The organism is Collinsella aerofaciens, assembly GCF_005844325.1.
Lineage (GTDB): Bacteria > Actinomycetota > Coriobacteriia > Coriobacteriales > Coriobacteriaceae > Collinsella > Collinsella aerofaciens_G.
The window spans coordinates 55,071-79,352 of the sequence record NZ_SPFY01000005.1 but is presented as its reverse complement, the minus strand read 5'-3'; the positions used below and the strand labels follow the sequence as shown (position 1 = coordinate 79,352).

Annotated in this window: 27 protein-coding genes and 1 tRNA gene; 19 read left to right on the top strand and 9 right to left on the bottom strand. The window is 61.6% G+C overall.

Features of this window, described 5'->3' with window-relative positions; translation table 11 throughout:
- Position 1 precedes the first annotated feature (1 nt).
- From hisC to hisE, 8 genes are all read left to right on the top strand, one after another.
- Positions 2–1,117: a histidinol-phosphate transaminase gene (hisC, locus tag FGQ61_RS03165; RefSeq protein ID WP_171021488.1), complete on the top strand. Its 1,116-nt coding sequence runs from the start codon at positions 2–4 to the stop codon at positions 1,115–1,117.
- Positions 1,118–1,705: an imidazoleglycerol-phosphate dehydratase HisB gene (gene hisB, locus FGQ61_RS03160; RefSeq protein ID WP_117629978.1), complete on the top strand. Its 588-nt coding sequence runs from the start codon at positions 1,118–1,120 to the stop codon at positions 1,703–1,705. It begins immediately after the preceding gene.
- A gap of 79 nt (positions 1,706–1,784) precedes the next feature.
- Entirely contained in the window at positions 1,785–2,486 is a 702-nt protein-coding gene (locus FGQ61_RS03155; protein ID WP_138374539.1) for an imidazole glycerol phosphate synthase subunit HisH, read from the top strand.
- Positions 2,483–3,226 carry a 1-(5-phosphoribosyl)-5-[(5-phosphoribosylamino)methylideneamino]imidazole-4-carboxamide isomerase gene (locus FGQ61_RS03150; RefSeq protein ID WP_138374538.1) on the top strand — a complete coding sequence of 248 codons (744 nt, stop codon included), beginning with the start codon at positions 2,483–2,485 and terminating at the stop codon, positions 3,224–3,226. Before FGQ61_RS03155 ends, FGQ61_RS03150 begins: the two co-directional genes overlap by 4 nt.
- Positions 3,227–3,229: 3 nt before the next feature.
- Positions 3,230–4,012 (top strand): imidazole glycerol phosphate synthase subunit HisF, encoded by a 783-nt coding sequence (gene hisF / locus FGQ61_RS03145; RefSeq protein WP_006235891.1) that lies wholly within the window; start codon positions 3,230–3,232, stop codon positions 4,010–4,012.
- Positions 4,013–4,154: 142 nt separating this feature from the next.
- Positions 4,155–4,496 (top strand): phosphoribosyl-AMP cyclohydrolase, encoded by a 342-nt coding sequence (hisI, locus tag FGQ61_RS03140; protein WP_138374537.1) that lies wholly within the window; start codon positions 4,155–4,157, stop codon positions 4,494–4,496.
- Complete coding sequence (locus tag FGQ61_RS03135; RefSeq protein ID WP_099432266.1) at positions 4,493–4,720, top strand: RDAC family protein; 228 nt, start codon at positions 4,493–4,495, stop codon at positions 4,718–4,720. Before hisI ends, FGQ61_RS03135 begins: the two co-directional genes overlap by 4 nt.
- Before the next feature lie 15 nt (positions 4,721–4,735).
- Positions 4,736–5,053: a phosphoribosyl-ATP diphosphatase gene (gene hisE / locus FGQ61_RS03130; protein WP_117797555.1), complete on the top strand. Its 318-nt coding sequence runs from the start codon at positions 4,736–4,738 to the stop codon at positions 5,051–5,053.
- Between the two features lie 338 nt (positions 5,054–5,391).
- On the opposite strand, the gene FGQ61_RS03125 is transcribed toward hisE, so the two are convergent.
- Entirely contained in the window at positions 5,392–6,303 is a 912-nt protein-coding gene (locus FGQ61_RS03125) for a PHP domain-containing protein (RefSeq protein ID WP_138374536.1), read from the bottom strand.
- Positions 6,304–6,642: 339 nt separating this feature from the next.
- Between FGQ61_RS03125 and larC2 the strand changes: the two genes are divergently transcribed.
- The 3 genes from larC2 to mazG are packed head-to-tail and all read left to right on the top strand — an operon-like array spanning position 6,643 to position 8,597.
- A complete protein-coding gene (gene larC2 / locus FGQ61_RS03120; protein WP_229025881.1) occupies positions 6,643–7,128 on the top strand; it encodes a nickel pincer cofactor biosynthesis protein LarC2 in 486 nt (161 codons plus the stop codon).
- A gap of 57 nt (positions 7,129–7,185) precedes the next feature.
- The gene (gene yfcE, locus FGQ61_RS03115; protein ID WP_138374534.1) at positions 7,186–7,734 is read left to right on the top strand and encodes a phosphodiesterase; all 549 of its coding nucleotides are present in this window, start codon (positions 7,186–7,188) and stop codon (positions 7,732–7,734) included.
- Positions 7,735–7,736: 2 nt separating this feature from the next.
- Positions 7,737–8,597, top strand: a complete 861-nt coding sequence (gene mazG / locus FGQ61_RS03110) for a nucleoside triphosphate pyrophosphohydrolase (protein WP_138374533.1) — start codon at positions 7,737–7,739, stop codon at positions 8,595–8,597.
- Between the two features lie 39 nt (positions 8,598–8,636).
- Here the strand turns inward: mazG and FGQ61_RS03105 are convergent, their stop codons facing one another.
- Positions 8,637–10,052: an ATP-binding protein gene (locus tag FGQ61_RS03105; RefSeq protein WP_249360918.1), complete on the bottom strand. Its 1,416-nt coding sequence runs from the start codon at positions 10,050–10,052 to the stop codon at positions 8,637–8,639.
- 325 nt (positions 10,053–10,377) lie between these two features.
- Here FGQ61_RS03105 and eno point away from each other — a divergent pair, with 325 nt between their 5' ends.
- The 3 genes from eno (at position 10,378) to FGQ61_RS03090 (ending at position 13,649) form a co-directional block, all read left to right on the top strand.
- A complete protein-coding gene (gene eno, locus FGQ61_RS03100; RefSeq protein WP_138374532.1) occupies positions 10,378–11,667 on the top strand; it encodes a phosphopyruvate hydratase in 1,290 nt (429 codons plus the stop codon).
- A 195-nt stretch (positions 11,668–11,862) separates the two neighbouring features.
- The gene (locus tag FGQ61_RS09670; protein WP_229025880.1) at positions 11,863–12,624 is read left to right on the top strand and encodes an FtsB family cell division protein; all 762 of its coding nucleotides are present in this window, start codon (positions 11,863–11,865) and stop codon (positions 12,622–12,624) included.
- Positions 12,625–12,644: 20 nt separating this feature from the next.
- The gene (locus FGQ61_RS03090) at positions 12,645–13,649 is read left to right on the top strand and encodes a Ppx/GppA phosphatase family protein (protein ID WP_138374531.1); all 1,005 of its coding nucleotides are present in this window, start codon (positions 12,645–12,647) and stop codon (positions 13,647–13,649) included.
- A gap of 345 nt (positions 13,650–13,994) precedes the next feature.
- On the opposite strand, the gene FGQ61_RS03085 is transcribed toward FGQ61_RS03090, so the two are convergent.
- Positions 13,995–14,079 (bottom strand) — tRNA-Leu (locus tag FGQ61_RS03085).
- Positions 14,080–14,110: 31 nt separating this feature from the next.
- A complete protein-coding gene (locus tag FGQ61_RS03080; protein ID WP_006235902.1) occupies positions 14,111–14,734 on the bottom strand; it encodes a hypothetical protein in 624 nt (207 codons plus the stop codon).
- Positions 14,735–14,897: 163 nt separating this feature from the next.
- Here FGQ61_RS03080 and FGQ61_RS03075 point away from each other — a divergent pair, with 163 nt between their 5' ends.
- Both FGQ61_RS03075 and FGQ61_RS03070 read left to right on the top strand, forming a co-directional pair.
- Positions 14,898–15,185 carry a PTS sugar transporter subunit IIB gene (locus FGQ61_RS03075; protein WP_117564906.1) on the top strand — a complete coding sequence of 96 codons (288 nt, stop codon included), beginning with the start codon at positions 14,898–14,900 and terminating at the stop codon, positions 15,183–15,185.
- A gap of 11 nt (positions 15,186–15,196) precedes the next feature.
- The gene (locus FGQ61_RS03070; RefSeq protein ID WP_117757630.1) at positions 15,197–15,571 is read left to right on the top strand and encodes a VOC family protein; all 375 of its coding nucleotides are present in this window, start codon (positions 15,197–15,199) and stop codon (positions 15,569–15,571) included.
- 294 nt (positions 15,572–15,865) lie between these two features.
- On the opposite strand, the gene FGQ61_RS03065 is transcribed toward FGQ61_RS03070, so the two are convergent.
- From FGQ61_RS03065 to FGQ61_RS03055, 3 genes are read right to left on the bottom strand one after another with little or no spacing between them, the layout of a single operon-like run.
- Complete coding sequence (locus tag FGQ61_RS03065) at positions 15,866–17,161, bottom strand: sensor histidine kinase (protein WP_138374530.1); 1,296 nt, start codon at positions 17,159–17,161, stop codon at positions 15,866–15,868.
- Complete coding sequence (locus FGQ61_RS03060) at positions 17,145–17,915, bottom strand: response regulator transcription factor (protein ID WP_138374529.1); 771 nt, start codon at positions 17,913–17,915, stop codon at positions 17,145–17,147. Before FGQ61_RS03060 ends, FGQ61_RS03065 begins: the two co-directional genes overlap by 17 nt.
- Before the next feature lie 18 nt (positions 17,916–17,933).
- On the bottom strand, positions 17,934–18,476 hold the full coding sequence (locus FGQ61_RS03055; protein ID WP_117847868.1) for a UBA domain-containing protein: 543 nt from the start codon (positions 18,474–18,476) through the stop codon (positions 17,934–17,936).
- A 358-nt stretch (positions 18,477–18,834) separates the two neighbouring features.
- On the opposite strand from FGQ61_RS03055, the gene FGQ61_RS03050 reads away from it, so the two are divergent.
- Both FGQ61_RS03050 and FGQ61_RS03045 read left to right on the top strand, forming a co-directional pair.
- Positions 18,835–19,074 (top strand): hypothetical protein, encoded by a 240-nt coding sequence (locus FGQ61_RS03050; RefSeq protein ID WP_117847870.1) that lies wholly within the window; start codon positions 18,835–18,837, stop codon positions 19,072–19,074.
- Between the two features lie 85 nt (positions 19,075–19,159).
- Complete coding sequence (locus tag FGQ61_RS03045; protein WP_055310396.1) at positions 19,160–19,885, top strand: metallophosphoesterase family protein; 726 nt, start codon at positions 19,160–19,162, stop codon at positions 19,883–19,885.
- A gap of 15 nt (positions 19,886–19,900) precedes the next feature.
- Here FGQ61_RS03045 and gluQRS read toward each other — a convergent pair whose 3' ends face one another.
- Entirely contained in the window at positions 19,901–20,797 is an 897-nt protein-coding gene (gene gluQRS / locus FGQ61_RS03040; protein ID WP_229025884.1) for a tRNA glutamyl-Q(34) synthetase GluQRS, read from the bottom strand.
- 620 nt (positions 20,798–21,417) lie between these two features.
- Here gluQRS and FGQ61_RS09575 point away from each other — a divergent pair.
- Positions 21,418–23,361 (top strand): DUF2207 domain-containing protein, encoded by a 1,944-nt coding sequence (locus FGQ61_RS09575; RefSeq protein WP_055310398.1) that lies wholly within the window; start codon positions 21,418–21,420, stop codon positions 23,359–23,361.
- A gap of 138 nt (positions 23,362–23,499) precedes the next feature.
- On the opposite strand, the gene FGQ61_RS03030 is transcribed toward FGQ61_RS09575, so the two are convergent.
- Positions 23,500–24,141, bottom strand: a complete 642-nt coding sequence (locus tag FGQ61_RS03030; RefSeq protein ID WP_138113379.1) for a GNAT family N-acetyltransferase — start codon at positions 24,139–24,141, stop codon at positions 23,500–23,502.
- Positions 24,142–24,282 lie beyond the last annotated feature (141 nt).

Sequence of the window (24,282 nt, the reverse complement as noted above, 5' to 3'; positions counted from 1 at the left end):
TATGGCCGAGCTGACGCCCCGTATGAAGGAGCTCGTCCAGCCCTACTTGGCCGGCATTGAGCCCTACGATCCCAACTTTACGCCCACACGCATCAACCTTTCGGCCAACGAGAACACCTATCCCGTGCCGGCTGGTGTGCGCGAGGCGGTCGACGCCGCCCTGGCTGCTACACCGCTCAACCGCTATCCCGATCCCATGTCCAACGATCTGCGCGACGAGCTTGCCGCTTGGCATGGTGTGGCGCGCGAGAATGTCTGCGTGGGTAACGGCGGTGACGAGCTGCTCTATAACTTCCTGTTGGCGTTTGGCGGCGCGGGACGGACCCTGCTCAACTGCCCACCGTGCTTTAGCGAGTACGCGTTCTTTGCGTCGCTCTGCCAGACCGAGGTGCGCGACGTGTGGCGCGACCCTGCGACCTTTGAGCTCGATCAGACAGCCGTGCTTGCGGCGGCGCCCGAGTGCAACCTGGCAATCGTGACCTCGCCCAACAATCCCACGGGTGATGTGACGCCGCTCGACTTTGTCGCGGCCCTGTGCGATGCGTGCCCCGGCATGGTAATGGTCGACGAGGCCTACGTTGAGTTTGCCGACGATTTGTTTGGCGCGGCCACCACGGCGCAGGGGCTTATCGCCGAGCATCCCAACCTGGTGATTCTGCATACGTTGTCCAAGGCGTTTGGCGCTGCCGGTACGCGTCTGGGCTACGTGATCGCGGCGTCCGAGGTCATCGACGTGTTCGCGGCGATTCGCCAGATCTATTCGGTCAACGTGCTGAGCCAGGCGGCGGCGCTTGCCTGCGTGCGTGCCCGCGATGCGTACACGCCCGTGGTGGCACAGGTCGCATCCGAGCGCGAGCGCGAGCTGTGCGCCCTGCGCGCGATGGCTACCGAGGGCCTGCCCGTGGAGGCATGGCCGAGCGCGGCGAACTTTGTGCTCGTGCGTACGCCGCATGCCACGCGCGTGCGCGAGCGCCTACGCGACGAGTATTCGATTTTGGTGCGCGACTTTAGCTATGCGCCGGGGCTTTCGGACTGTCTGCGCATTACCGTGGGCATGCCGCAGGAAAACGATGAGGTACTGGCTGCGTTTGCCGTGCTGGTGAAGGAGGAGATCTAGATGGGCCGTTATGCCGAGGTGACCCGCAAGACGGGGGAGACCGACATTGTCGTCAAACTCGACCTGGATGGAACCGGTACGTGCGATATCTCGACCGGCGTGCCGTTTTTCGACCACATGCTCAACGCCTTTGGCCGCCATGGCCTGTTCGATTTGACGGTGCATGCGGTAGGCGATGTAGAAGTCGATGCGCACCATACCGTCGAGGACACGGGCATTGTGCTGGGCGAGGCGTTTTGCCGGGCGCTGGGCGACAAAGCGGGTATTACGCGCTTTGCCGATGCGGCGATCGCCATGGACGAGACGCTCGTGATGGCCGCCGTGGACATTTCGGGTCGCGGCCAGGCCTACTGCGAGCTGCCCGTGCCGACCGAGCGCGTGGGCAGCTTCGATACCGAGCTGGCTGTCGAGTTCTTCTATGCCTTTGCGCGCGATGCCAAACTTACGCTGCACGTGCGCGAGCTGGCGGGCGGCAACTCGCATCACATTATCGAGGCCGCCTTTAAGGCCGTGGGCCGCACGATGCGCCACGCCTGCGAGCTCGATCCCCGCGTGCAGGGCATCCCCAGCACCAAGGGCTCGCTATAACCGTCACAAGGGTAAAACCACCACGAAGGGGACAGGCACCTTTGTGGTGGTTTTGGATGATGAGAAGTGGAGGGGTCGCGTGGGCGAACCGAAGATCGTGGTGGTCGACTACCACAAGGGCAACTTGTCGAGCGTCGTGCGCGGGCTTGCGCGCGCCGGTGCCGCCGCCTGCACATCGGACGATCCGGAACAGATCCGCAACGCCGACGGCCTGGTCATCCCGGGTGTGGGCGCGTTCTATGACGCGATCGCCTTTATGCGCCAGAGCGGCGAGGAGGTGGCCGTGCTCGATGCCGTTGCCGCCGGAACTCCGCTGCTCGGCATCTGCCTGGGTCTTCAGCTATTTTTTGAGCGTGGCAACGAGGGCGTGCCTGCGGACGAGGGCGTGGACGCGGACGACGATGCCTCCGAGCAGGCCGGCGGTCCCTGGGTCGATGGCCTGGGCATCATGCGTGGCTCGTGCACGCACCTGGAGTCGAGCCGTCTGAAGGTCCCGCACGTGGGCTGGGATCAGGTGCACATGACGCCTGCCGGCGCGGCCGATCCGCTGCTCGCCGGTTTTGCCGAGGGCGCCAATATGTACTTCACCCACAGCTACGCGGTGGCCGGCGACGTCGATGCCACCGATGTGTTGGCGCGCACGCACTATACACGGAGTTTCCCGTGCATCGTGCGCCACGGCAATGTGTGGGGCTGCCAGTTCCATCCCGAGAAATCCTCCGCGCTGGGTCAGCGCATCCTTAAGAACTTCGTCAACATCGTCGAGGAGGTTGGCCGATGATCCTGTTTCCCGCAATCGATCTGATCGGCGGCAAGGTTGTGCGCCTGGAGCGCGGCGACCGCAACCGCTGCAAGGTATATTCCGATGACCCCGTGGCCGTCGCCCGCTCGTTTGCCGAGCAGGGCGCAAGCTGGGTGCATGTCGTCGACCTGTCCGCTGCCTTTGGCGAGGACGAGGACACATGCGCTGCCAACTCGGCGGCGATTAAGGCCATCTGCGGCGTCGACGGTCTGTCCGTGGACGTGGGCGGCGGCGTTCGCTCACTCGCACGCATCGATGAGCTGGCAGGCTATGGTGCTCGCCGCATTGCGCTGGGCACCGTGCTCGTGACCGAGCCGGGTTTTGCTGAGGTGGCAGCCCAGGGCCTTGGCGAGCTGTTGGTCGCCGACATTGCCGCGCGCGACGGCCAGGTTAAGGTGAACGGCTGGCGCGACGGCGCGGGCGTGGCACTCGACGATGCCGTGGCGCAGCTTACCGAGCTGGGCTTTAAACATCTGGTGTATACCGACATCGCGCGTGATGGCATGCAGACGGGCATCGATGTGGCGGCGTATCGCCATGTGGCGCAGGTCGCGGGCTTTCCCGTCGTGGCGTCGGGCGGTATCTCGACGCTCGACGACATCCGCGCGCTGGCCGCGGTGGGCGAGGGCGCGATTGAAGGCGCCATTACCGGTCGTGCGCTCTACGAGGGCAACTTTACGCTGGCCCAGGCGCTGGCCGCCGCTCGAGGGGAGGAGTAGCCCATGCTTACCAAGCGCGTAATTCCCTGCCTGGACGTCAAGGACGGCCGTGTGGTCAAGGGCGTCAACTTTGTGAGCTTGCGCGATGCCGGCGATCCGGTGGAGCTGGCCCGCGCCTACGACCGCGAGGGTGCGGACGAGGTCGTATTTTTGGACATTACCGCGACGAGCGATAACCGTGCGACGACTATCGAGATGGCGGCGCATGCGGCCGAGGAGCTGGCCATTCCCTATACCGTGGGCGGCGGCTTTCGCGACCTGGCGGGCATGCGCACCATGGTTGCCGCCGGTGCTGACAAGGTGTCGCTCAACTCTGCCGCCGTGCGCGATCCGTCGTTGATCAGCCAGGCCGCCGCGGCGTTTGGCAGCCAAGCCGTGGTCGTGGCGATCGATGCCAAGCGCGTGGGGCTGCCCGGGGAGCCGGGCGCCGATAAGTGGGAGGTCTTTACGGCGGGCGGCCGCAACGCTACGGGTATCGACGCAGTGGCGTGGGCCGAGGAGGCGGCTCGTCGTGGCGCCGGCGAAATCCTACTGACCAGCATGGACCGCGACGGTACCAAGGCCGGCTTCGATCTGGCGCTTACTCGCGCCGTGGCCCGCGCGGTGCCGATTCCCGTTATCGCGAGCGGCGGCGTGGGCACACTCGAGCATTTTGCCGAGGGTGTGATCGAGGGCGAGGCCGATGCCGTGCTGGCGGCGAGCGTCTTTCACTTTGGGACGTTCAGCATTCGCGAAGTCAAAGAGTATATGGCCTCTCAAGGTATTCCTGTGAGGCTGGACTTCTAATGCTGCGGCTTGCCCAGGCACCCGACCTTCCGGCTCCAACCCTCCTCGCGTACTTAAGTACGCGTCGTCGGGCTTGTCGCTCGGAATCTCGGGCACCTGGACAACCCTCACCGACCTGCGAAGTTTGAATTTGGGAAGAGAAATGGAAGAGATAACCGATCCTTCAAAGCTTACATACGACGCCAAGGGGCTGATTCCTTGTGTGGTTCAGCAGTATGACACCGGCGAGGTGCTTATGGTTGCTTGGATGAACGAGGAGTCGGTGGGGCTGACGCTCAAGACCGGTACCACGTGGTTTTGGAGCCGCAGTCGCCAGGAGCTCTGGAACAAGGGCGCGACGAGCGGCAATATGCAGGAGGTCAAGGAGCTTTGGGCCGACTGCGATAGCGATACGCTGCTGGTCAAGGTTGACTCGCCGGGTCCGGCCTGCCATACCGGCAACCGTACCTGCTTCTTTAAGCGCGTGGAAGGGGGAGTGCGATGAAAGTCGTGACGCCGTTCGAGGTCGCCGACTGCAACACCGAGCTCCTCCGCGCGGGCGTGCCATGCCGCGTGCACCTGACTGATGCCTGCGGGGCGCAGTCGCTTTGGCTCGAGGCCGAGAAGGAAAGGCTTGATGAGGCCCATGCCGTCATCGTCGAGTTCTTTGAGAAAAAGGGCGCAAAGCCTCGGTTCGATGAGACCGGTACCTACTTTACGCTGCAGTAACGAGAGGAAATAACCATGGGAGTCAGAACAGCTAACGTGCAGCCGGGAAATATCGGCGAGACGCTGACGGGACTGGCCGAGGTGATTCACGGGCGTCGCGATGCGTCGCCACAGGAGAGCTACACCGCTCGTCTGCTGACCGACGTCGAGGACGAACTGCTCAAGAAGCTTGCCGAGGAGGCGAGCGAGGTCATCATGGCCTGCAAGGACAACGACCACGACCACATCCGCTACGAAGCCGGCGATCTGGTCTACCACCTGCTCGTGACGCTTGAGCGCTACGGCATCACCCTCGACGAACTGGCCGGCGAACTCAACGCTCGCCGCCACTAGTCAAGCTTTTGGTGCAAGGGGGACAGTAGTCATTGGGGACGTTCTTAAACGACTAGTCGTTTGGGGCAGTCTTTGCCGGCGCTGCCAAATAACATGCCCAATTACTACGATGAAACTGGATCTGCTGACCACACGTCGGTTTTGAACAAATCGTCAACGCTTCTACCTGCGGTTTTATTTTCCGCATTAAGCCGATGGTCGGAGGTTTGCGGTTCATCGTAGTAAACGGGCGTTCTTTTTGGCGGGCGGTGTTGCACGGGCGTCGGTGGTGAGCGAAACGACCTGTTTTCCTCCGTCCCCAAGGGGTCATTTGTGAAGAGTGCCCTCAATGACTAGTCTTAGGCGAGGGGCGTGGGCTCCCATTCGCCGGTGAGGTGGGGGATGTCGAAGGTTCGATAGCCGCAGTCGTAGGCGTGGCCCTGGGCCTCGCGGATATTCCAGCAAATATCGCAGGCGCGGTGCGCGTCCGAGCCAAAGGTGATCGGCACTTCGGCATGGGCGAAGCAACGCAAAAGGCCGGTCGCGGGATAGTAGTCGTCGAGTCCCTTGCGCGGTGCGGCGGTCGAGACCTCAACGCGGCGGCCCGTATCGTGCGCGCACTCGGCCATCTGCTTCCAGAATGGCGCGGGGTCAAAATCGGGCGCAAAGCCTTCCTTCGAAAAACGCATGACCAGGTCGGGATGAGCCATCACATCAAAGTTAAGCGAGCTTTCGCAGGCGCGACACCAGTCGTCGACGTAGCGCTCCCACACACCGCGCACGCCCAGGTTTTCCCAAACGTGCAGGTCGGTGTCGTCGTCGATCCAACCGCAAAGGGAATCGGGTGTATCGGGGCGAGCGACGTTTTCCGTTCCCGCCGTACCCGCGGCACCGGCCATGATATCGCCTGGGTTGCCAATCCAATGCACGCTGCCCAGGCGTACGACGGCGCCCTGGGACCAGCGCTCAACCAAAGGCTCGCAGCTCTCGTACCAATCGCATTCAAAGCCATAGATAAGCTCGAGCTCCGGCGCGATCTGCGCGGCAAGTTTGCGAGCATCCTCAAAAGCCAGACGATGCGCCGGCAGGTCGCCCTCGACAACCTGTACCTCGCAATTGGCATCCATGCTGGCGGGCAGGGTGAGATGGTCGGTTGAGACCATGACGCGGCAGCCGGCCGTAGCGGCGGCGCGGACGTTGTCCTCAAGCGAGGCATGCCCGTCCGAGAACGAGGTATGAGTATGGCAATCGACCAGCGGGCAAGCAGACATGGCAGCTCCTTTGCGTCAAGCGAATCCGCTCCATTGTAACGGCGCGGTCCCCGATGCGACGAGCGCACCGGGGACCGAAATTGACTGGAAAGGTGGGTTGCGTGCGAGGGTCGCCGCGACGGTATCGGCCCCGCGTCAAAACATGTACATCAGCCTCCAAAAGCTGCAAAAAATGACATGTTTGGAGGCTGATGTACATGTTTGGCTGAGGCGGTGGAGTGTCGGTTTCTTGCGAACAAGGAAAATCGCGCTCATCGCGCTCTGCCACATCCACGCCGCCCGCGATGTGTTAGCGTTTGGGTGAACAAAACGAGCCCGTGCGGAAAGGAGCCGGACCGTATGCCATGCGATAGCAAATCTCCGCTGTCCCGCGAGACCGATGCGCCCGAGACTATCGTCAAGCTGGAATGCGATATCGACGACGCATCGCCCGAGGTGCTCGCCTACGCCGCCGACCGCCTGCGCGAGGCCGGTGCGCGCGAGGTGCACTGGCTGCCCCTCTATTGCAAGAAGGGCCGTCCCGGCTGGCAGCTGCAGGTAATCTGCACCCACGAGGATATCGAGCGCCTGCAGACGATCATCTTTTTGGAAACCACGACCAATGGCATCCGCCGCCAGGTTATGGAGCGCGTTTGTCTGCCACGCCGCTTTGAGCGCGTAACGACGCCATGGGGCGAGGTGTCCGTCAAGGTGGCCACCCTGCCCGACGGCAGCGAGCGCGCGGCGCCCGAGTACGAGGACTGCGCCCGTCTTGCCCGTGAGCACGACGTGCCGCTCCAGCGCGTGATGCAGACGGCCCAGAGCGCGGCACTGCGATTTGAATAACGCGGCCGGCGACATCCCGCGCCCAGCCATATCAACCCCATCCGAAAGGATCTCCCCATGAAATACCTCATCGCCTCCGACATCCACGGTTCGGCATATTGGACCGAGCGTCTGGTCGCCGCCATCGAGTCCGAGCAGCCCGACCGCATCGTCCTGCTGGGCGATCTGCTCTACCACGGCCCGCGCAACGATCTGCCGCGCGACTATGCCCCCAAGCGTGTGATTCCGCTGCTCAACGCCCTGGCTGACCGCATCATCGCGGTGCGCGGCAACTGCGACGCCGAGGTCGACCAGATGGTGCTCGACTTCCCGGTCATGGCCGACTACGCCACGTTGTTCGACGAGACCGGCCGCGAGCTGTTCCTGACGCACGGCCACGTCTTTGGCGCCGGCATGCACAACAGCGTCGACCACGCGCCCGCGCTGCCCGAGGGCTCCGCGCTCGTCTACGGCCACACGCACATCAAGGTCAACGAGGAGAGCGCCGCGCACCCGGGCCTGCGGCTCTTCAACCCCGGCAGCGTGAGCATTCCCAAGGACGGCTCGCACAGCTACGGCATCTACGAGGGCGGCGCGTTCCGCCACGTGATCATGGAGGAGGACTAACCATGGCGCAGCACATGGCTCAGCAAAATGCCGAGGGCTCGCGCGATCTGTCCACGCTGGTAGATGCATCGGCCGAGCTGCAGCATCTGGTGCAGACCATTTGGCGCCTGCGTCAGCCCGACGGCTGCCCGTGGGACCGCGAACAGACGCATCAGAGCATCGGCAAGAACATGATTGAGGAAGCCTACGAGGCGCTCGATTGCATCGAGGCCGATGATGCCGCGCATCTGCGCGAGGAGCTGGGCGACGTGCTCATGCAGGTGGTGCTGCATGCGCAGATTGCGGCGGACGCCGGTGAGTTTACGCTGGCCGATGTGGCGCGCGATATCGACGCCAAGCTCATTCGCCGCCACCCACACGTGTTTGGCGATGCGGACGCCGATAACTCCGACGAGGTGCTCAAGATCTGGGACGAGGTTAAGCTTGCCGAGAAGGCTGCCAAGGACAAGGCCGTGGCAGCAGGCGAGGCTGCGCCCGAGGGCCTGCTCGACGGCGTGCCCACGCATCTGCCGGCGCTGATGCAGGCGCAGAAGGTGTCGCGCAAGGCGGCTGCCGTGGGCTTTGAATGGGAGACGGTCCAGGATGTGTGGGATGAGGTCGCCGAGGAGCGTGCCGAGTTTGAGGCCGAGGAGCCCGGCTCGCCCGAGCGCGAAATGGAGTTTGGCGACCTGCTCTTTGCCCTAGTCAACGTTGCGCGCAAAGAGGGGATTGACGCCGAGAGCGCCCTTCGCGCCAGCACGGCAAAGTTCCGTCGCCGTTGGGCTGCGATGGAGGCCGCCGTGCACGAGGCGGGCGATGACCTCGCCGCCTGCTCAACCGCTCAACTCAACGACCTGTGGGACCAAGCAAAAGCAAGCGAGTGAGGCCTGCGTCTCTCACGGCATCCATTCGTAGAGAGGTCTCTACAAGCAAAAAGCCATATACAACGGAAGATGTGCCAGCTGCGCTTCGGCATCCCACTCGAGTTGTTTAGGGTGCAACACGTAAGCCATCCCAATCTTCTTGTTAAAGCGCGCGCGGAATCGGTCGAGGGAGATGGTTCCGTATCTGCGTGGCGACTTAACTTCGACGGGGCTGATGCGCGGCTTTCCGGCGGCATTGACATAGGGTCGGGTAACGAGGAAGTCGATTTCCATGCGCTCCTCCCCCTCCTTCTTTCCGCTTTGGAAATAAAAGAAGAGCCTGTGTCCATTGGCCTTTAGAGATTGGGCAACGTAGTTTTCGGTAAGCATTCCTTCGTTCAATCCGATGTCGCCGCGAAGCACGGCTCTGTAAACGTCTTCATCGGTATCGTTGTTGTCAGAGAAGGCAAGCGTTACAAGCAGGCCGGTGTCTGCCATGTAGCACTTGAGGGCCGTTTGCTCCATGCTGAGTGAAAGACCCACACTCGGTTCGCTTGCGGCATAGCAGATATTGGCAATTCGCGCGTCTGCCAGCCAAAAGAAGGCTTCTTCGTAGGTGCGCATGCGTGCGTTTTTATCAAGTGAGGAAAGCTTGAATCGTTTTTCGTGCTTAGAGAGCTGACCTGGGATGCCATCGAGTACGGAGACGACTTTGAATTCGTAACCGGTTGCAAAACGAGAGATATCGTTGCGATAGAGCTGGACGATTCGGCGCTTCGAAGCGTCGACGGGCGCAAAAGCGCGCTGTTCAACATAGATGGATACCGGCTCAGGCATGCCGCCTACGAGCATGTATTCGCGCATAAGGGAGAGCGCTCTGCGATGTAGGGCATCGGGGAGCGGCTTCATCTTGTTAAAACTCATGCGAATGAGATCGGCCAGCCCCTTTTCGTCCATGCCCCAAAGAAACTCCTCAAAGTCGAGGGGCTCAAGTTCCAGAGACTCTTCCTCGGATGGGATGACGATATCTTTAATGTTCTGCTTGATGCTGAGCAGGGATCCAGTTTCGATGTAGTCGTAACGTCCGTCTGCAACGAGATACTTGATGAGTCCGCGTGCTTGCGGGTACATCTGGACCTCGTCAAAGACGATAAGCGTCTCGTGTTCATAGAGTTTGACGTTATAGAAAACCGAGAGATAGAGGAAGAGCGAGTCGAAGTCAGTGCGATAGTCCTCAAAATATTGCTTAACTTCGGCAGGTGCTTGAAAGAAATCAATGACAAGGCAGGACTTGTATTCGGTTTCTCCAAACGTGCGGGCAAGCGTGCTCTTGCCGACGCGGCGGGCTCCTTCAATAAGAAGTGCTGTTTTACCAGCGCTTTCATGCTTCCATTTTAGTAGTTTGTCATAGGCTTTTCGTTTAAGCATGGCTACCTCGTGCACGATATCCAGAACTTTTGTAACCTGATTATGCACGATATCCAGAACTTCAGACCCTTAGAATTGCACGATATCCAGAACTTTGCACGATGCAAAAGCACATTATTGGCTCTTTCATTCGTAAGCCAGGTAAAGACGGTATGCCGATAGAAGAATTTAATGGGGGGCGACCTCTAGAGATGAATGCTCGGTGCAAAAACAAGCGCCTCAAAAAGTGATTTCTCTAATTCATATGTATCCCTCGGCTAACTTAGGGCATAATGCAAAAAGTGCGACATGGCTAACTTACGGAGGTGCACCGATGGTGCACAGTCGGCCAGTCGCTTGCATCAACTACGTTTCCAAGTGAGAGGGAGACAACATGAGCGATATTTTGGATGTCTACGGTCGCGAGGTACTCGACAGCCGCGGCAACCCTACCGTCGAGGTCGAGGTCGTGCTCGAGGACGGCAGCTTCGGTCGCGCGATGGTGCCTTCGGGCGCTTCGACCGGCGCTTTCGAAGCCTGCGAGCTGCGCGACGGCGACAAGGGCCGCTATCTGGGCAAGGGCGTTTCGCAGGCCGTCGAGCAAGTCAACAACGAGTGCGCTAACGCCGTCGTGGGCCTCGACGCCTTCGACCAGCGCGCCGTCGATGCCGCGCTGATTGCCGCGGACGGTACGCCCAACAAGACCAAGCTCGGTGCCAACGCCATCCTGGGCGTGTCGCTGGCCGTTGCCCGCGCCGCTGCCGAGTCGGCAGGCCTGTCGCTGTATCAGTACCTGGGTGGCGTCAACGCCCACCTGCTGCCCACGCCCATGATGAACATCCTCAACGGCGGCGTGCATGCCGACAACAACGTTGACTTCCAGGAGTTCATGATTATGCCGGTGGGCGCCCCGAGCTTTGCCGAGGGCCTGCGCTGGTGCGCCGAGGTCTACCACACCCTCAAGGGCGTGTTGCACGAGGCCGGCCTTGGCGGCGGCGTGGGCGACGAGGGCGGCTTCGCACCCAACCTCAAGACCAATGCCGAGCCGTTCGAGTACATTACCAAGGCCGTCGAGAAGGCTGGCTTTAAGCCCGGCGTTGACTTCATGTACGCCATGGATCCGGCATCGACCGAGTTCTACAACGCCGAGACCGGCATGTACGAGCTCAAGGGCGAGGGCGTTGAGTACACGAGCGCTCAGATGGTCGATTACTGGGAGAAGCTCGTCGACACCTATCCCATCATCTCCATCGAGGACGGCATGGCAGAGGAGGACTGGGACGGCTGGGTTGAGCTCACCCGCCGCATTGGCAATAAGGTGCAGCTCGTAGGCGACGACCTGTTCGTCACCAACACCGAGCGCCTCAAGAAGGGCATCGAGCTGGGTGCCGCCAACGCGATCCTGGTCAAGGTTAACCAGATCGGTACGCTCACCGAGTCGCTCGAGGCCATCGAGACCGCCAAGGAGGCCGGCTACGCTTGCATCGTGAGTCACCGTTCCGGCGAGACCGAGGACTCCACCATCGCCGACCTGGTCGTGGGTGTTAACGCCGGCCAGATCAAGTCGGGCGCCCCGTGCCGCAGCGACCGTATTGCCAAGTACAACCAGCTCATCCGCATCGAGGACGAGCTCGAGGGCAGCGCGCGCTACGCCGGTAAGGCCGCGTTCTACAACATTCGCTAAACGGGCGAATTTGGCGAGGGGGAGGCTGACTCGGTTCCTCCCCGTCTTGGCTGGATGCCGCAAAGAACTATGGGCGCTGGGCCATACGGCTCAGCGCCTTTTTTATGTCGAGCAAAGGCTGGCGAAGGCGGTGCGGGCGCTCGTGCTATAACTAAAGGACTTAGCGCAAACAAACCTCAACCGCACAAGGCGCACATGGATCAGATTTACGACAACAGGTATTATTCCGCCGGTTCGCGCGAGCCGTCGCCTCGTCGTGCGCGTACCGCACAGCTTGGCGGGTCTGGTTATGCTGGTGCTGATCGCTCCAGGTATAGCTCGCCGGCGACTTCGCATCCCAATGCTCAGCCAAATAGTTCCTCGGATAGTCCGGTGCGCCCATCGCGTTCCAAGCATGCGTCGCGCCCTTCGACCCAGGCGTCCGACAAGCCGCGCCGTCCCTCAAGCCGTCTTTCCGGCTCGGACTTTATGCACTACGCCAACGACAACGCAGCGGTCAAGGCAATTTACGACTTTACCCACGGTCCTCAGCGAGGGCTGTTTATCGGTATTGTCGTCGCCCTGGTGCTCGTGAGCCTGTACTTTCCCGTGCGCGACCTCTACGTTGCCAAACGCTCGAGCGATATCTTGGCCAAGCAGGTCGAGATTCGCCAGCAGTACAACGACGAGCTGCAGAAAAGCGTCGACAAGCTGCTCTCAGAGGAGGGCATTAAGGACGCGGCGACCGAGGACCTGGGCCTGGTGATGCCCGGCGAGACCAAGATTGACGTGCTGGGCCTGGACGACGATTCGGACTCGTCGTCGAGCAAAAAGTCCTCGAACGCCAAGAAGGCCAGCGAAGTCGCCAAAGAGATCGAAGAGGTCGGCAAGGACGCGCCGTGGTACATCCAGACGCTCGATATGCTGTTTGGATTTAACGGCGTCGAGGGCCAGACGGTCGTGTCCAACGGCAAATAGCGTCCGGAGGGGAGCCTGCAATGACGCATTGCGACAAACGATATAAGGTGGCGGCGATTGACCTGGGAACGGTGTCGTCGCGACTGGTGTTGGCCCAGGTCGAGGACGGGGCGATCGTGGAATCGTCCAAGCATACCGAGATTACCGACTTGGGCGAGGGTGTGGACGCGACGGGGCGCTTTTGCGAGGCGGCCGTTGAGCGCGTGCTCGCTGCGTGTCGCATGTTTGTGGATGAGGCACGTGCCTTTGGGGCCGCGTGCATCTGCACCACATGCACGAGCGCCGCGCGCGATGCGTCCAATGCCGCGCTACTGCTGGACGGCCTGCGCGAGCTGGGGCTCGAGCCGCAAGTGATTCCGGGCGAGGTCGAGGCGCGCCTGACGTTTTTTGGCGTGGCACACGACTTTGCCGGCGAGCGCATCATCGTTGCCGATTCGGGCGGCGGATCCACAGAGCTCGCGACGGGCGTCTATGCGCCGGAGCGCGGCGTCTTTGCGCTGGAGGGGACGCGCTCGCTGGATATCGGTTGCCGCCGCGTGACCGAGCGGTTTTTCTCGGCGCTGCCGCCGTCAACGGACGAGCTTGCGGCTGCTGCCGGCTGGGCAAACGAGCAGTTTGCGGGCTATTTTGAGAGCCTGCCTGTCGACTTTGAGCGCGCCGAGCGCCTGGTGGCGGTGGGTGGTACCGTCACTACGCTCGTGGCACTCGTCCACGAACTGGAGCCGTATGATTCAAGCTTTGTGCACCTGCGCGAGCTTTCGCTGGAGCAGGTTTCGGCCGCTATCGAGAGCATGTCCGCGCTGGATGTTGCGGGCATCGCCGCGTTACCGGGCGTGCAACCCAAGCGCGCGGGCGTGATTTTGGCTGGTGCCGTTGTGATTCGCGAGCTCATGCGAGCCGGCGGCTACGATACACTCACCGTAAGCGAGAACAGCCTGCTTGCCGGCATGGCCGCCACCATCAACGAGGTTCTCGACGGCGCGACCCCCACCATCGCCTGGACCCCCAGCCTCAGCGCCCTTTAACCATCCCCTCATAAGTTGCGGTGAAATAGTTCCTAAATGGGCTGGTAGCCTGCCAAAACAGAAACTATCCCATCGCAACATAGAGCCCCATCGGCATCCAAAAGAAACGAGCCCGCATCCCTGGGGGACACGGGCTCGTAAACAATGCGTGGTAGGGGCGGTGGGACGTCCGCGTATTTGCTGCGCAAATCCGCACCGGCTTCGGCCGCCTGCCGGCGCCCTCGTCGGCTCGCTGCGGACGCTGCGCGTCCGTTTGGCGCTCGCCCCCTCGCGGGTTCGAGTCCCACCGGCATCTAAAAGAAACGAGCCCGCATCCCTGGGGGACACGGGCTCGTAAACAATACGTGGTAGGGGCGGTGGGACTCGAACCCACAATCCTTGCGGCGAGAGATTTTAAGTCTCCTGCGTATGCCAATTCCGCCACGCCCCCGTGAGACTAGAAGTCTAGCACAAGCCGTCCGTTACGCGTTGACGGCCATCGAGTGTTGGCCCGACTTCTCGAGGAACTCTTGGAACTTTGCCTCGTCGCCCTTGTTTTGGTACTGCAGGGCCAGCAGGTACTCCAGGCGGCAGCGCTTGACCGGGTCGTCGCCGACATCCTCGAGCATGCGCTCCAGCTCGGGAATGTCGTTGTGGCGCTTGAGGATCATCGTGTCGTACATCAGCTGGCACTCGTGCGCGACTGCCTCGGCCTGACCGCCCTCAAAGCCCTTGATCTCGTGCAGCAACTCCTTGGACTTTTTGCGGTCCTCCTGGCCAACGTAGTAGTTAAAGGCCTTAATGACCAGGTCGACGCGCTGCATCTTGGGCAGGTTGAGTCCCAGCAGCAGATCGAACATCTCGCTGGCGCGCTCGTGGTCCTCGCGCAGCAGATAGGAGTTCAGGCGCAGGTAGTCGCGGTTGTAGCGCGGGTACAGCATGCTGGTGAGTTTGCCGTCGAGCAAACGATCGAACTCGTCCCACTGCTTGGCGGCCATGAGCTGCTGCAGGCGCTTAAACGTGGTGCGTTTTTTGACGCTAAAGAACACCGACACGGCGATGCAGATGATAACGACGGCGGTCCAGAGTGTGCGGGAATCGGGCATATTAGGGTCCTTAGTCGCTCATAAAGCGAGCGGTATGACAACACGTACTGGATGTATTATACGCAGCGCGCAAGCAAACTGGCATAAAAGCTCATCGAGGCCGAGTGACATCGCTCGCTGCGGTACACTTACCTAAAGTAAACCATGAAGGGAGACATTACCTATGAAGAAGATCGTTTTGGCTTGCGGTGCTGGCGCTGCTACTTCCACGCTCGTTGCCCAGAAGGTCGCCACCCTGCTCGACGCCAACGGTTATGCCGGCAAGTATGAGATCGTGCAGTGCGCCATCTCCGAGGCCAAGGACTACTGCGACGAGGGTGCTGACCTGCTGATCGCCACCACCGTTGCCCCCGAGGGCCTCACCTGCCCGTACGTGAGCGGCGTGCCCTTCATGACCGGCATGAACCGCGTCGCTGCCGAGAAGGCCGTTCTCGACGTCATGGCTCAGTAGGCTCTGCCTGTATGAGTGAGCAGAACGCCAATCCGGTCGAGCTCTTTGGCATGCGCGTTGCCCATGTGGGCATTAACGCCACCGACCCGGCAGACGCCCTGGAGATCGCGGAGCTGTTCTCGACGATGATGGGCCTGCCCGTCATCGAGACCCCCGTTTCGTACTTTAACGATTCGCTGGTCGAGATCATGAAGCAGAACGGTCGTGGCGCCAAGGGCCACATTGGCTTTGCCGTCAACGACATTGATGCGGCCGAGAAGTGGTTTGCCGAGCGCGGGCTCGAGGTCAACGAGGAGTCGCGCGTGCTGCTGCCCGACGGCGGCACCAAGCTCGTGTACTTTAAGCGCGAGTTCGCCGGCTTCGCCGTGCACCTGTGCCGCGAGTAGCGCACAAGCTGCTATGGCTAACGAAAAATGGGGTAAGGCGCGTGGCCTTGCCCCATTTTTAATGCCGAGAGGGTGACTGACGGGCTGCCGTAAAACGAAGGTGAATGGTTTTCCGCGAAGTGAACGAGTGAAATCGAACCCCTGGAGCATCGACACTTTTACGTCGCTCTTTCCTGCGGTTTTGTCAGGTATTTCCTGCGGGTTTGGCGCCAAAAAGTGCGGATGCTTCGGGGGTCCAAAATAGGTCGTTCACTTCGCGGAAAAGCATTCACCTTCGATTCACGAGGGGGCTTCCTACCGTGGCAGGCGAATCGTAAAGCGGCTGCCGACCCCTTCGACCGAGGTCACACCGATGACGCCGCCGTGGCTGTCGACGATCCACTTGGCGATGGCGAGCCCCAGACCCGAGCCCTGCGCGCCGGCATCGCGCGCGTTGTCGGCACGGTAGAACCGCTCGAACGCGTGAGCTGCGGATTCCTGGTTCATGCCGATGCCCTCGTCCTCAACACTTATGTCGATCGTGCCCATGCCCGCATCGGGCGTTATGCCAAATGTGACGGTCGTTCCCGCGTCCGAATACTTGGCGGCGTTTTGCACGATCACGCGCAGAGCCTGCTTCACGAGCGCCACGTCGACGGGCGCGTCGCAGCGCGGGTCGCTGGCAAGCGTGGTGTCGTACACCAGCCGATACGTGTGCTCGGTATCGATCATCTGCGATTCCTCGCATACCTCGCCGACCAGTGCGGCCAGGTTGGTATGCGCACGCCGCAGGACCGTGCGCCCGGCATCGCCGCGCGCCAAAAACAGCAGCTGCTCCACGAGCTCTTGCATGTGCTCGCTTTCGGCCTTGAGGGACGCGATGGATTCTGCCAGCACGTCTGGGTCGTCTTTGCCCCAGCGGTCGAGCATGTTTACGTAGCCCTGAATCACCGCGATGGGCGTGCGCAGCTCGTGACTTGCATCGTTGACAAAGCGCATCTGCTGCAACTTGGCCTCTTGCATCTGGCGCAGCAGGCGGTTGAGCGCGACCTCGATGCTCGCCAGGTCGGCGTCGCCGGTGGTGACGCTCGGCGAGTCGACGCTTGCGCGCTCGATGGCCTGCTCCAGTGTTTCCATCTTGCCGCCGGAGAGCTGCATGCGGCCGAGCTCGTCCACGCGCAAGGCCAGGTCGTTGAGCGGCGCCATAGTACGGCGTACGCGGCGGGCACCGCCGAGCATGTTGAGCACGCTGATGACCTGCCATCCCACAACGACAAGGTAGAGAGGCCATAGCGTGACGAGATCCTGTGCAAGGGGGAAGGTCTTGCTGGTACGCGCAAGCTCAACGGTATAGGTGAGCGTTGTCAGGTCCCAGCCGCGTGCGGGCGTCAGCGACATGCCGCGAACGGTGGCGTTGGGGATCCATCCTGCGGTAAACGCGCCGTCGGGCAGCGTCTGGTTGTATCCATAGACGAGGATCGCCGCCGCAATCACCAGCAGCAACAGATCGAGCCAGACGTAGCTCATCAGGCGGCGCCACATGTAGCTCCAGTTGATGGCGCGGGCGATGGAGGTGACGCGCTTGGCTTCGGCGTTACGCGCGGCAGACATAGCCCACCCCGCGCACGGTCTGGATGATGCGGGCGCTGCCGGCGTCCTCGATCTTGGCGCGCAGGTGCGCAATGTGCACGTCGACGTTGTTGGTGTCGCCCACGTATTCGTAGCCCAGCGCTTCGTGCGCGATGCGCTCGCGCGTGAGCACGGTCTCGGCATGCGCCATAAGCAGGGCGAGGACGTCGAACTCGCGAGCCGTGAGTGCGATGGGCGAGCCATCGACCGTGACTTCGCGGCGGTCAGGGTCGAGCGCAACCGAGCCCACGGTGAGTGTGGCGGGGGAGGGCGCGGCTGAGGTCTTGGCCGAGTCTCCAGCCGGGGGTATCGCAGCGGCACCCGTAGCGCCCTCCCCGGCCCCAACGCCGCCAACGCCCGAAGCCGCCCGCACGGCCTCCGAGCGCTTCAGCGCAACGCGGATCCGTGCGAACAACTCCTCAATCGCAAACGGCTTGGTCAGGTAATCGTCGGCGCCGGCATCGAGCCCGGCCACCTTGTCCATCACGGCATCTCGCGCGGTGACCATAATCACCGGCACATCCTTGTGCTTGCGTACGCGCCGCAGGACCTCCATGCCGTTGAGCTGCGGCAACAACACGTCGAGCAGAATCAGATCGTAGTCGCGCTCCAGCGCCAGGTCCACGGCGGTGCGGCCGTCGGCGGCGTGCTCCACCTGGTAGCCCTCGTGCTCCAGCTCGAGCGTCACAAAGCGGGCGATTTTCTCCTCGTCCTCTACGATCAGGATCCGTGCCATGCGTGCCCCCGTCTGCGATTACTTGTCGTCGTTCAGATTTTGCTTGATGTCGTCCGCGGCATCAGCGGCGTGATTCATAAGGTTGTTGATGCTGCCGGGCACGTCGCCGTCGCTGTCGATGCGGTAGCGCATGCCAAAGAACAGGCCAATCAGCATCAGCCAAATCGTAGCGCCCCAGGCAAACAGGGCGATGATGGGGATCAGGATGGGGATGTTGAGGATGATCGCATCGCGGCGCGTGGCGATAAACTTGGTGTCCAGGCTCAGGCGGAAGAGCTTTTTGAGGTACTCCCATACGCTGTCCATCTTCTTGGAGAAGTCGGTCTTTTCGCTCGACTTCTCGTAGGCGGCCTGCGCGGCGACCATCTCGGCTGAGGGCTCATCGACTGGCGCGGACTCGGTGGCGGCGTGCGCCGACGTGGTCTGCGTCTTGCCCTGCGACTCGAGCCAAATGATGGCGTCCAAAACGTTGCCGTCGGCGGCGTCGAGCGCGGCCTTGGCATCGGTGTAGCTCACGTTGCACTTGGTGCGGATGGTTTCAACTTTTTCGAGGTCGTCCATGACCTGTCCTTTCGTTCGATGGGCGCGACGCCGGACGATTTGCCCGGGCGCGAGCGTTGCGTTCGGCGGTCTGCGTTGCGCGGCGCCGCCCCGCCCTTGGTCGAACTCTATAGTGCAGGTTATAGATTAAGCGATTCTTGAGCCAAGATTAACGTTGGATGAGTTTTTGGGTGGCGGTGGGAAAAGTATTAGACCTCGATAGCGGGGGATGTGGTGCCGGTGCAAAACGGCGTCAAAGGTTGGTCGAGCAGGCGGTTTCTCCATTGATGTCCGCACAGCATGTGACACTTACCCTGCCGCCCCGCTCTGCCGCGGCGGCATGCGTCTGAACAACGACCCTCTAAGGAGTTCGATACCGATGAGTGACAACGCAAAGCATCTCGCAAAGAAGTGCGTTAAGGACGCGGGGCCGTGCCTCGCGCTGTGCGTAGCCGGCGCAGCGGTCGCGCTGTTGGCTGTTCTGGGGCCGTTCGACGTGCTCCGAAGTGCCAGCTTTCTGCATGTTTGCATGGCTCTTGCCGGCGCCACGATGACCGGCGGCGTGCTCGATCTGATCTTTTGGGTGTTTGACCCGTTTGGATGGAAGAGCGAGGGGTAGGTCCCAAAGGATGGAAGGGCTGGAACGGTTGACTTAGTGATCGTGCAGAATGTGGGCTAGCGACTTACAGGGAAGTGGTAATCCGATGACGGTCTATGTAACAGGCGATATTCATGGCGGCGCTGACATGCAAAAGCTCCGCGATTGGGAGCTTGGGGATAGCCTGGCGAGCGACGACTATCTCATCATCGCGGGCGACTTTGGCTTTCCCTGGGACTTTTCTACCGAGGAATGTGCCGATATTGCTTGGCTGGAGTCGCGCCCCTACACCGTGCTGTTTGTCGACGGCAACCACGAGCGTTTCGATCACTGGGCGGAACGCCCCATGGAGTTGTGGCACGGTGGGCTGACGCAGCGCCTGTCGGATACCTCGCCCATACGGCGCCTGACGCGCGGCGAGGTTTTTGAGCTCGACGGCTCAACGGTCTTTACCATGGGCGGCGCCACGAGCGTGGACAAGGAATACCGCATTCCGTATTCCAGCTGGTGGCCGCAGGAGCTGCCGGACGAGCGCAACTTTGAGGAGGCGCGGGCAAAGCTCGACAGCGTGGGCTGGACGGTCGACTACGTGATCACTCACACCTGCTCTACGCGCATGCTTTCGTCCACGCTTTATCCAGCGTCCGGCTGGAATTGCCCCTCCGTTGATCGGCTTACGGCATTTTTCGATGAGCTGGAAGACCGCTTGGACTACAAGCGCTGGTACTACGGGCATTTTCATCGGGATACCAACCCGGCCGAGCGTCACACCGTGCTCTACGACTGCATCGTTCGCTTGGGCGACGAACTCCAGCCCTGGGATGTTGCGTAGAGGCGGGGTGGCTGGCTACTCGACCGTTACAGTGATGTTCTCCCGATGCGCGCGGATGACGTCCCAGCTAAAGTGCTCGACCAGCTGCTCGGCGGTACGCGGCGTGGTGTCCGGCGCGATGCCTGTTTGCCCGGCGAGCCATCCCAACAGTGCCTCGGGTGTGCCAAAGCGGGTGCGGAGCTCGCCCAGGTCCAGATCGCGATCGCGCTTGGAAAGGCGGCGGCCGTCCGGTGACATGAGCAGCGGAATGTGCGCGTAGTGCGGCGTGGGCAGTCCCAGCAGATGTTGCAGATAGATCTGGCGCGGCGTGGAACCAAGCAGGTCGCATCCGCGTACGATCTCGGTGACGCCCATGGCAGCGTCGTCGACCACCACGGCCAGCTGATAGGCAAACACGCCGTCGCTGCGGCGCACCAAAAAGTCACCGCACTCGGTGGCGAGTGCTTCGCATTGGGCTCCGTACGTGCGGTCCACGAATTCGATCACGTCGCTGGCGAGGTCGTCGACGGTGGGCACGCGCAGGCGCGTGGCCGGAGCACGCAGGGCACTGCGGCGGGTGATTTCATCAGCAGAAAGACCTCTGCAGGCGCCGCGGTAGATGGGCGTGCCGTCGCTGGCGTGCGGCGCGCTCGCGGCGTGGAGTTCGGCACGCGTGCAAAAACAGGGATAGGTGAGGCCGGCGTCTTGCAGCTGGCGCAGGGCGTCCTCGTACAGATCCAGGCGATCGTGCTGGTAGTAGGGGCCTTCGTCCCACTCGAGCCCCAGCCAGGTCAGATCGTCAATCAGTTGAGCGGCAAGTTCCGGGCGCTTGCAGCGATCGTCCAGGTCCTCGATACGCAACACGATGCTGCCGCCCTGGCTGCGGGCCGAAAGCCATGCGCACAGGCAGCTGAACACGTTGCCCAAGTGCATGCGGCCCGAGGGCGACGGGGCAAAGCGGCCCACGACGGGGGTGGGCACTGCCGTTGCTGGTGCGTCCGCGGCGGGCGTTGCTATGTTGCGTGTTTTGATATCCATGCGGATGAGTATAGCGCGGGGCTTGGCAGGGAAGGCGTTGCCGCGCTCACAAGTTGGCGGCGGTGCGCATTGCGCACGGTGGGTTTGCGGCTCAAGGTCTCGATCGCTGCGTACCGACTTAGCCTCACAAACGACAGAAACCCCGGCAGCTCTTCGCAACTGCCGGGGTTTCCGCGGAAAAGGGGGACATGGTCCTCGAGCGAACGGCAAAGGGGCAAACCGTTTTCGCTCAACTACTTTATGCCCCTCGGCTGGCGGCTCAGTCAGCGCATGCCGCGCCCACACAAAGCCGCTACACCTGTGACGGAGCTGTGAAGTGGTATCTATTGCTGGCGCAGGCCATGCCAAGGGTGTCCCTAATGACTGGTCATTTAAGAACGTCCCCAATGACTGGCTGTTGGGGTGCGGGTGTGACTTTCATCCCGTTTGGCGCTCCGGTCGCCTAGATGTTCGTCATGCGTACCCGCAAACGTGGGACAATGGCGCTGTTGGTTTTACAGACAAAGGATGTGCCTATGAACACCCTCGCCGCCAAAGTCAGCCGGCAGCGCCACCTGTTTGCGCGATTCGCTTCCGTCTGCGTGCTCGTCGCGCTTGCGTTGTTGCTGCTGCCTGTCGCCGCGCACGCCGACGGCTACTCCATGACCCAGACCTATATCAGTGCCACGGTCGAGGCCGATGGATCGCTGACCGTTGTCGAGGGACGCCAGTTTGATTTCGACGACGACATCAACGGCGTGTTTTGGGAGATCAATACGGGCTCCAACCAGCAGGGCGGCACGGCGGGCGTCGACGTGCTGAGTGTCGAGGAAGAGGACACCGCGTTTAACAAAGTCGATAGCGCGAACAAGGGCGACTCTGGCGTCTACACGGTCGAGCAGACCGGTGACGGCGTAAGGATTAAGGTGTTCAGCCCTCACGAGAGCGGCGACAGCGCAATCTACTACGTGAGCTACACCATGACCGGTGCGGTTATGAACTGGGCCGATACCGCCGAGCTCTACTGGAAGTTCGTAGGTGACGGCTGGTCTGCGGATTCCGATGACGTCGAGATGGAAGTGTGCTTCGCGAATGCCGCTGCCGGGACGGCGGCCGTCAAGGGCGATAACTTCCGCGCATGGGGCCATGGTCCGCTGACGGGCGACGTGTCGCTCGATGAGGACGAGCCCATGGTCACCTATACCATTCCCTGCGTGCACCAGGGCGAATTCGCCGAGGCACGCATCGCCTTCCCTAGCGACTGGGTGCCGCAGCTTGCCGCTTCGGGCGAAGAGCGCATGTCAACGATCCTGAGCGAAGAGAAGGAATGGGCCGACGAAGCTAACGCCCGCCGCGCTCACGCTCGCATGATTGCCAATGCACTTGCCGTGCTAAGTGTTGTTGCGGCGGTGGCCTTTACCGGCACAATCGTTATGCTCAAGCTGCGCAAGCGCAAGCCCAAGCCGCTTTTCCAGGACGAATATTTCCGCGATGTGCCTTCGGCCGACCATCCCGCCGTGCTTTCGGCCCTCATGAGCTGGAACGAGGTGCCCGATCAGGCATATATCGCCACGCTCATGAAGCTCACTGACGACCGTGTGATCAAGCTGGAGCAGGCGACCGTGACCAAGGCCAAGAAGGGTCTGTTGGGGCGTGAAAAAGAAGAGCAGACGTATCGCGTGACGGTGAGTGATGCGGGCTGGAAGTCGGCCAAGGGCATTGACCACATGGTGCTCAAGGTCTTCTTTGCCGGTACTAAGCCTGACGAGAACGGCGATCGCTCGCGCACGTTCGACGAGCTGCAGCACTACGTCAAGCAGCACGCTACACCCGTGGGCGACAAGCTCGAGGACTATCAGAACACCGTTAAGGGCAAGCTGGCCGATAGCGAGTACGTTGCCTCAGACGGCATTGTTGCAATGGTGTTTTGCCTGGTTCTTGGTATCCTGATTGCCTTTGTTCCCGTGGGATCCATCTTCTTTACCGATGGCGCACAGGCGAACATTACCGCCGCGGTTATCTCGGTGCCGATTGTGCTGGTGGGTATCGGCGTGGGCCTTACGTTCCGCCGCTTTACGCCGGAGGGCGCCGAGGTGGCGGCTCGCTGCAAGGCACTCAAGCATTGGCTCGAGGATTTCACACGCCTAAAGGAAGCCGTCCCGGGCGATTTGGTGCTGTGGAACAAGCTGCTGGTGATGGGCGTTGCCCTGGGCGTTTCGAAAGAAGTGCTGCGACAGCTGGCCGAGGCCGTGCCTGCGGACCTGCGCAACAGCGACGATTTCTACGACAACTACCCCTGCTACTGGTGGTATTACCATCACTACGGCAACGAGTCTCCGCTCGATTCGTTCAACGATGTGTATCACGAGACCATCCGCGAGCTGGCTTCGAGCTCCGATAGCTCGAGCGGCGGCAGCGGCGGCGGCTTCTCTGGCGGCGGTGGTGGCGGCGTCGGCGGAGGCGGCGGCGGAACGTTCTAGCGCGCTCTGATTTTTGGGATGGATCTTCTCCGGCGACTGCCGACGGATCCATCCCATTTTCATGCGCTACCTACGAAGGCTGTCCCCAACGACTAATCACTGGGAACATCCCTAAATGACTAGGTATGGCTGCTGGGTTTAGGCTGTTAGATCGAGTTCGTAGAGGAAGCTTTCGCGCGGCATGTCGTGGCGACGCTCTTCGCGGTTGGCGCGGTGCGTGGCCGTGCGCTTAAAGCCGTGCAGCTCGTAGAACTTCCACGAGCAGTTGGAGTCGGTGTACAGGTGCGCCCTCGTCGCTCCAAGCGAGGATAGGTGTGAGACCGCGGCATCGAGCAGAACCGTGCCAACGCCCAGGCCATGGACATCGCGATCCACGGCAAGCAGCGTGACCTCGTTGTCGTGCGGCAACGGGCTGCTCTCGAGCAGGCGGTTGTTGGTCCGGATGGTTGCGCGCACAAACGAGAGATACTCGGCGCAGGCATCGGGCTCCAGCTCACGCATCTGCGATAGCAGCGCGCGTTCGGTATCCATCCAATGTTCCTTAACGGTGGCGCCGGAGCTCTGTCCTGCGCGTGCAAGCGCAATGCCGCGTGCATGGCCGTCGATTACGGCAACCTGCGAAAACGTCGAAGACGAAAGGCAATAGGCGAGGTCGCATGCGGCCTCGAGGCGGTTGTACTCATCGTTATCCGAATTGTTATGCCAAAGCTGCTGCAGAATCAACGCGATGGCGTCGAAGTCTTCGGTATCAAACGGTCGGTAGAGAACCCGCGAGACCATGGTGCCTCTTTCTTTTGCGGATGCATATCGAGCACAGTTCTACCACGCTATTGGCATCTAATTATGGTGCCCCTGTGTTCCATGAACTCACCGTGCCCGGTGCCGTGCCCATCCCCTCCGCTCGCAAACTTTTTCTGCATA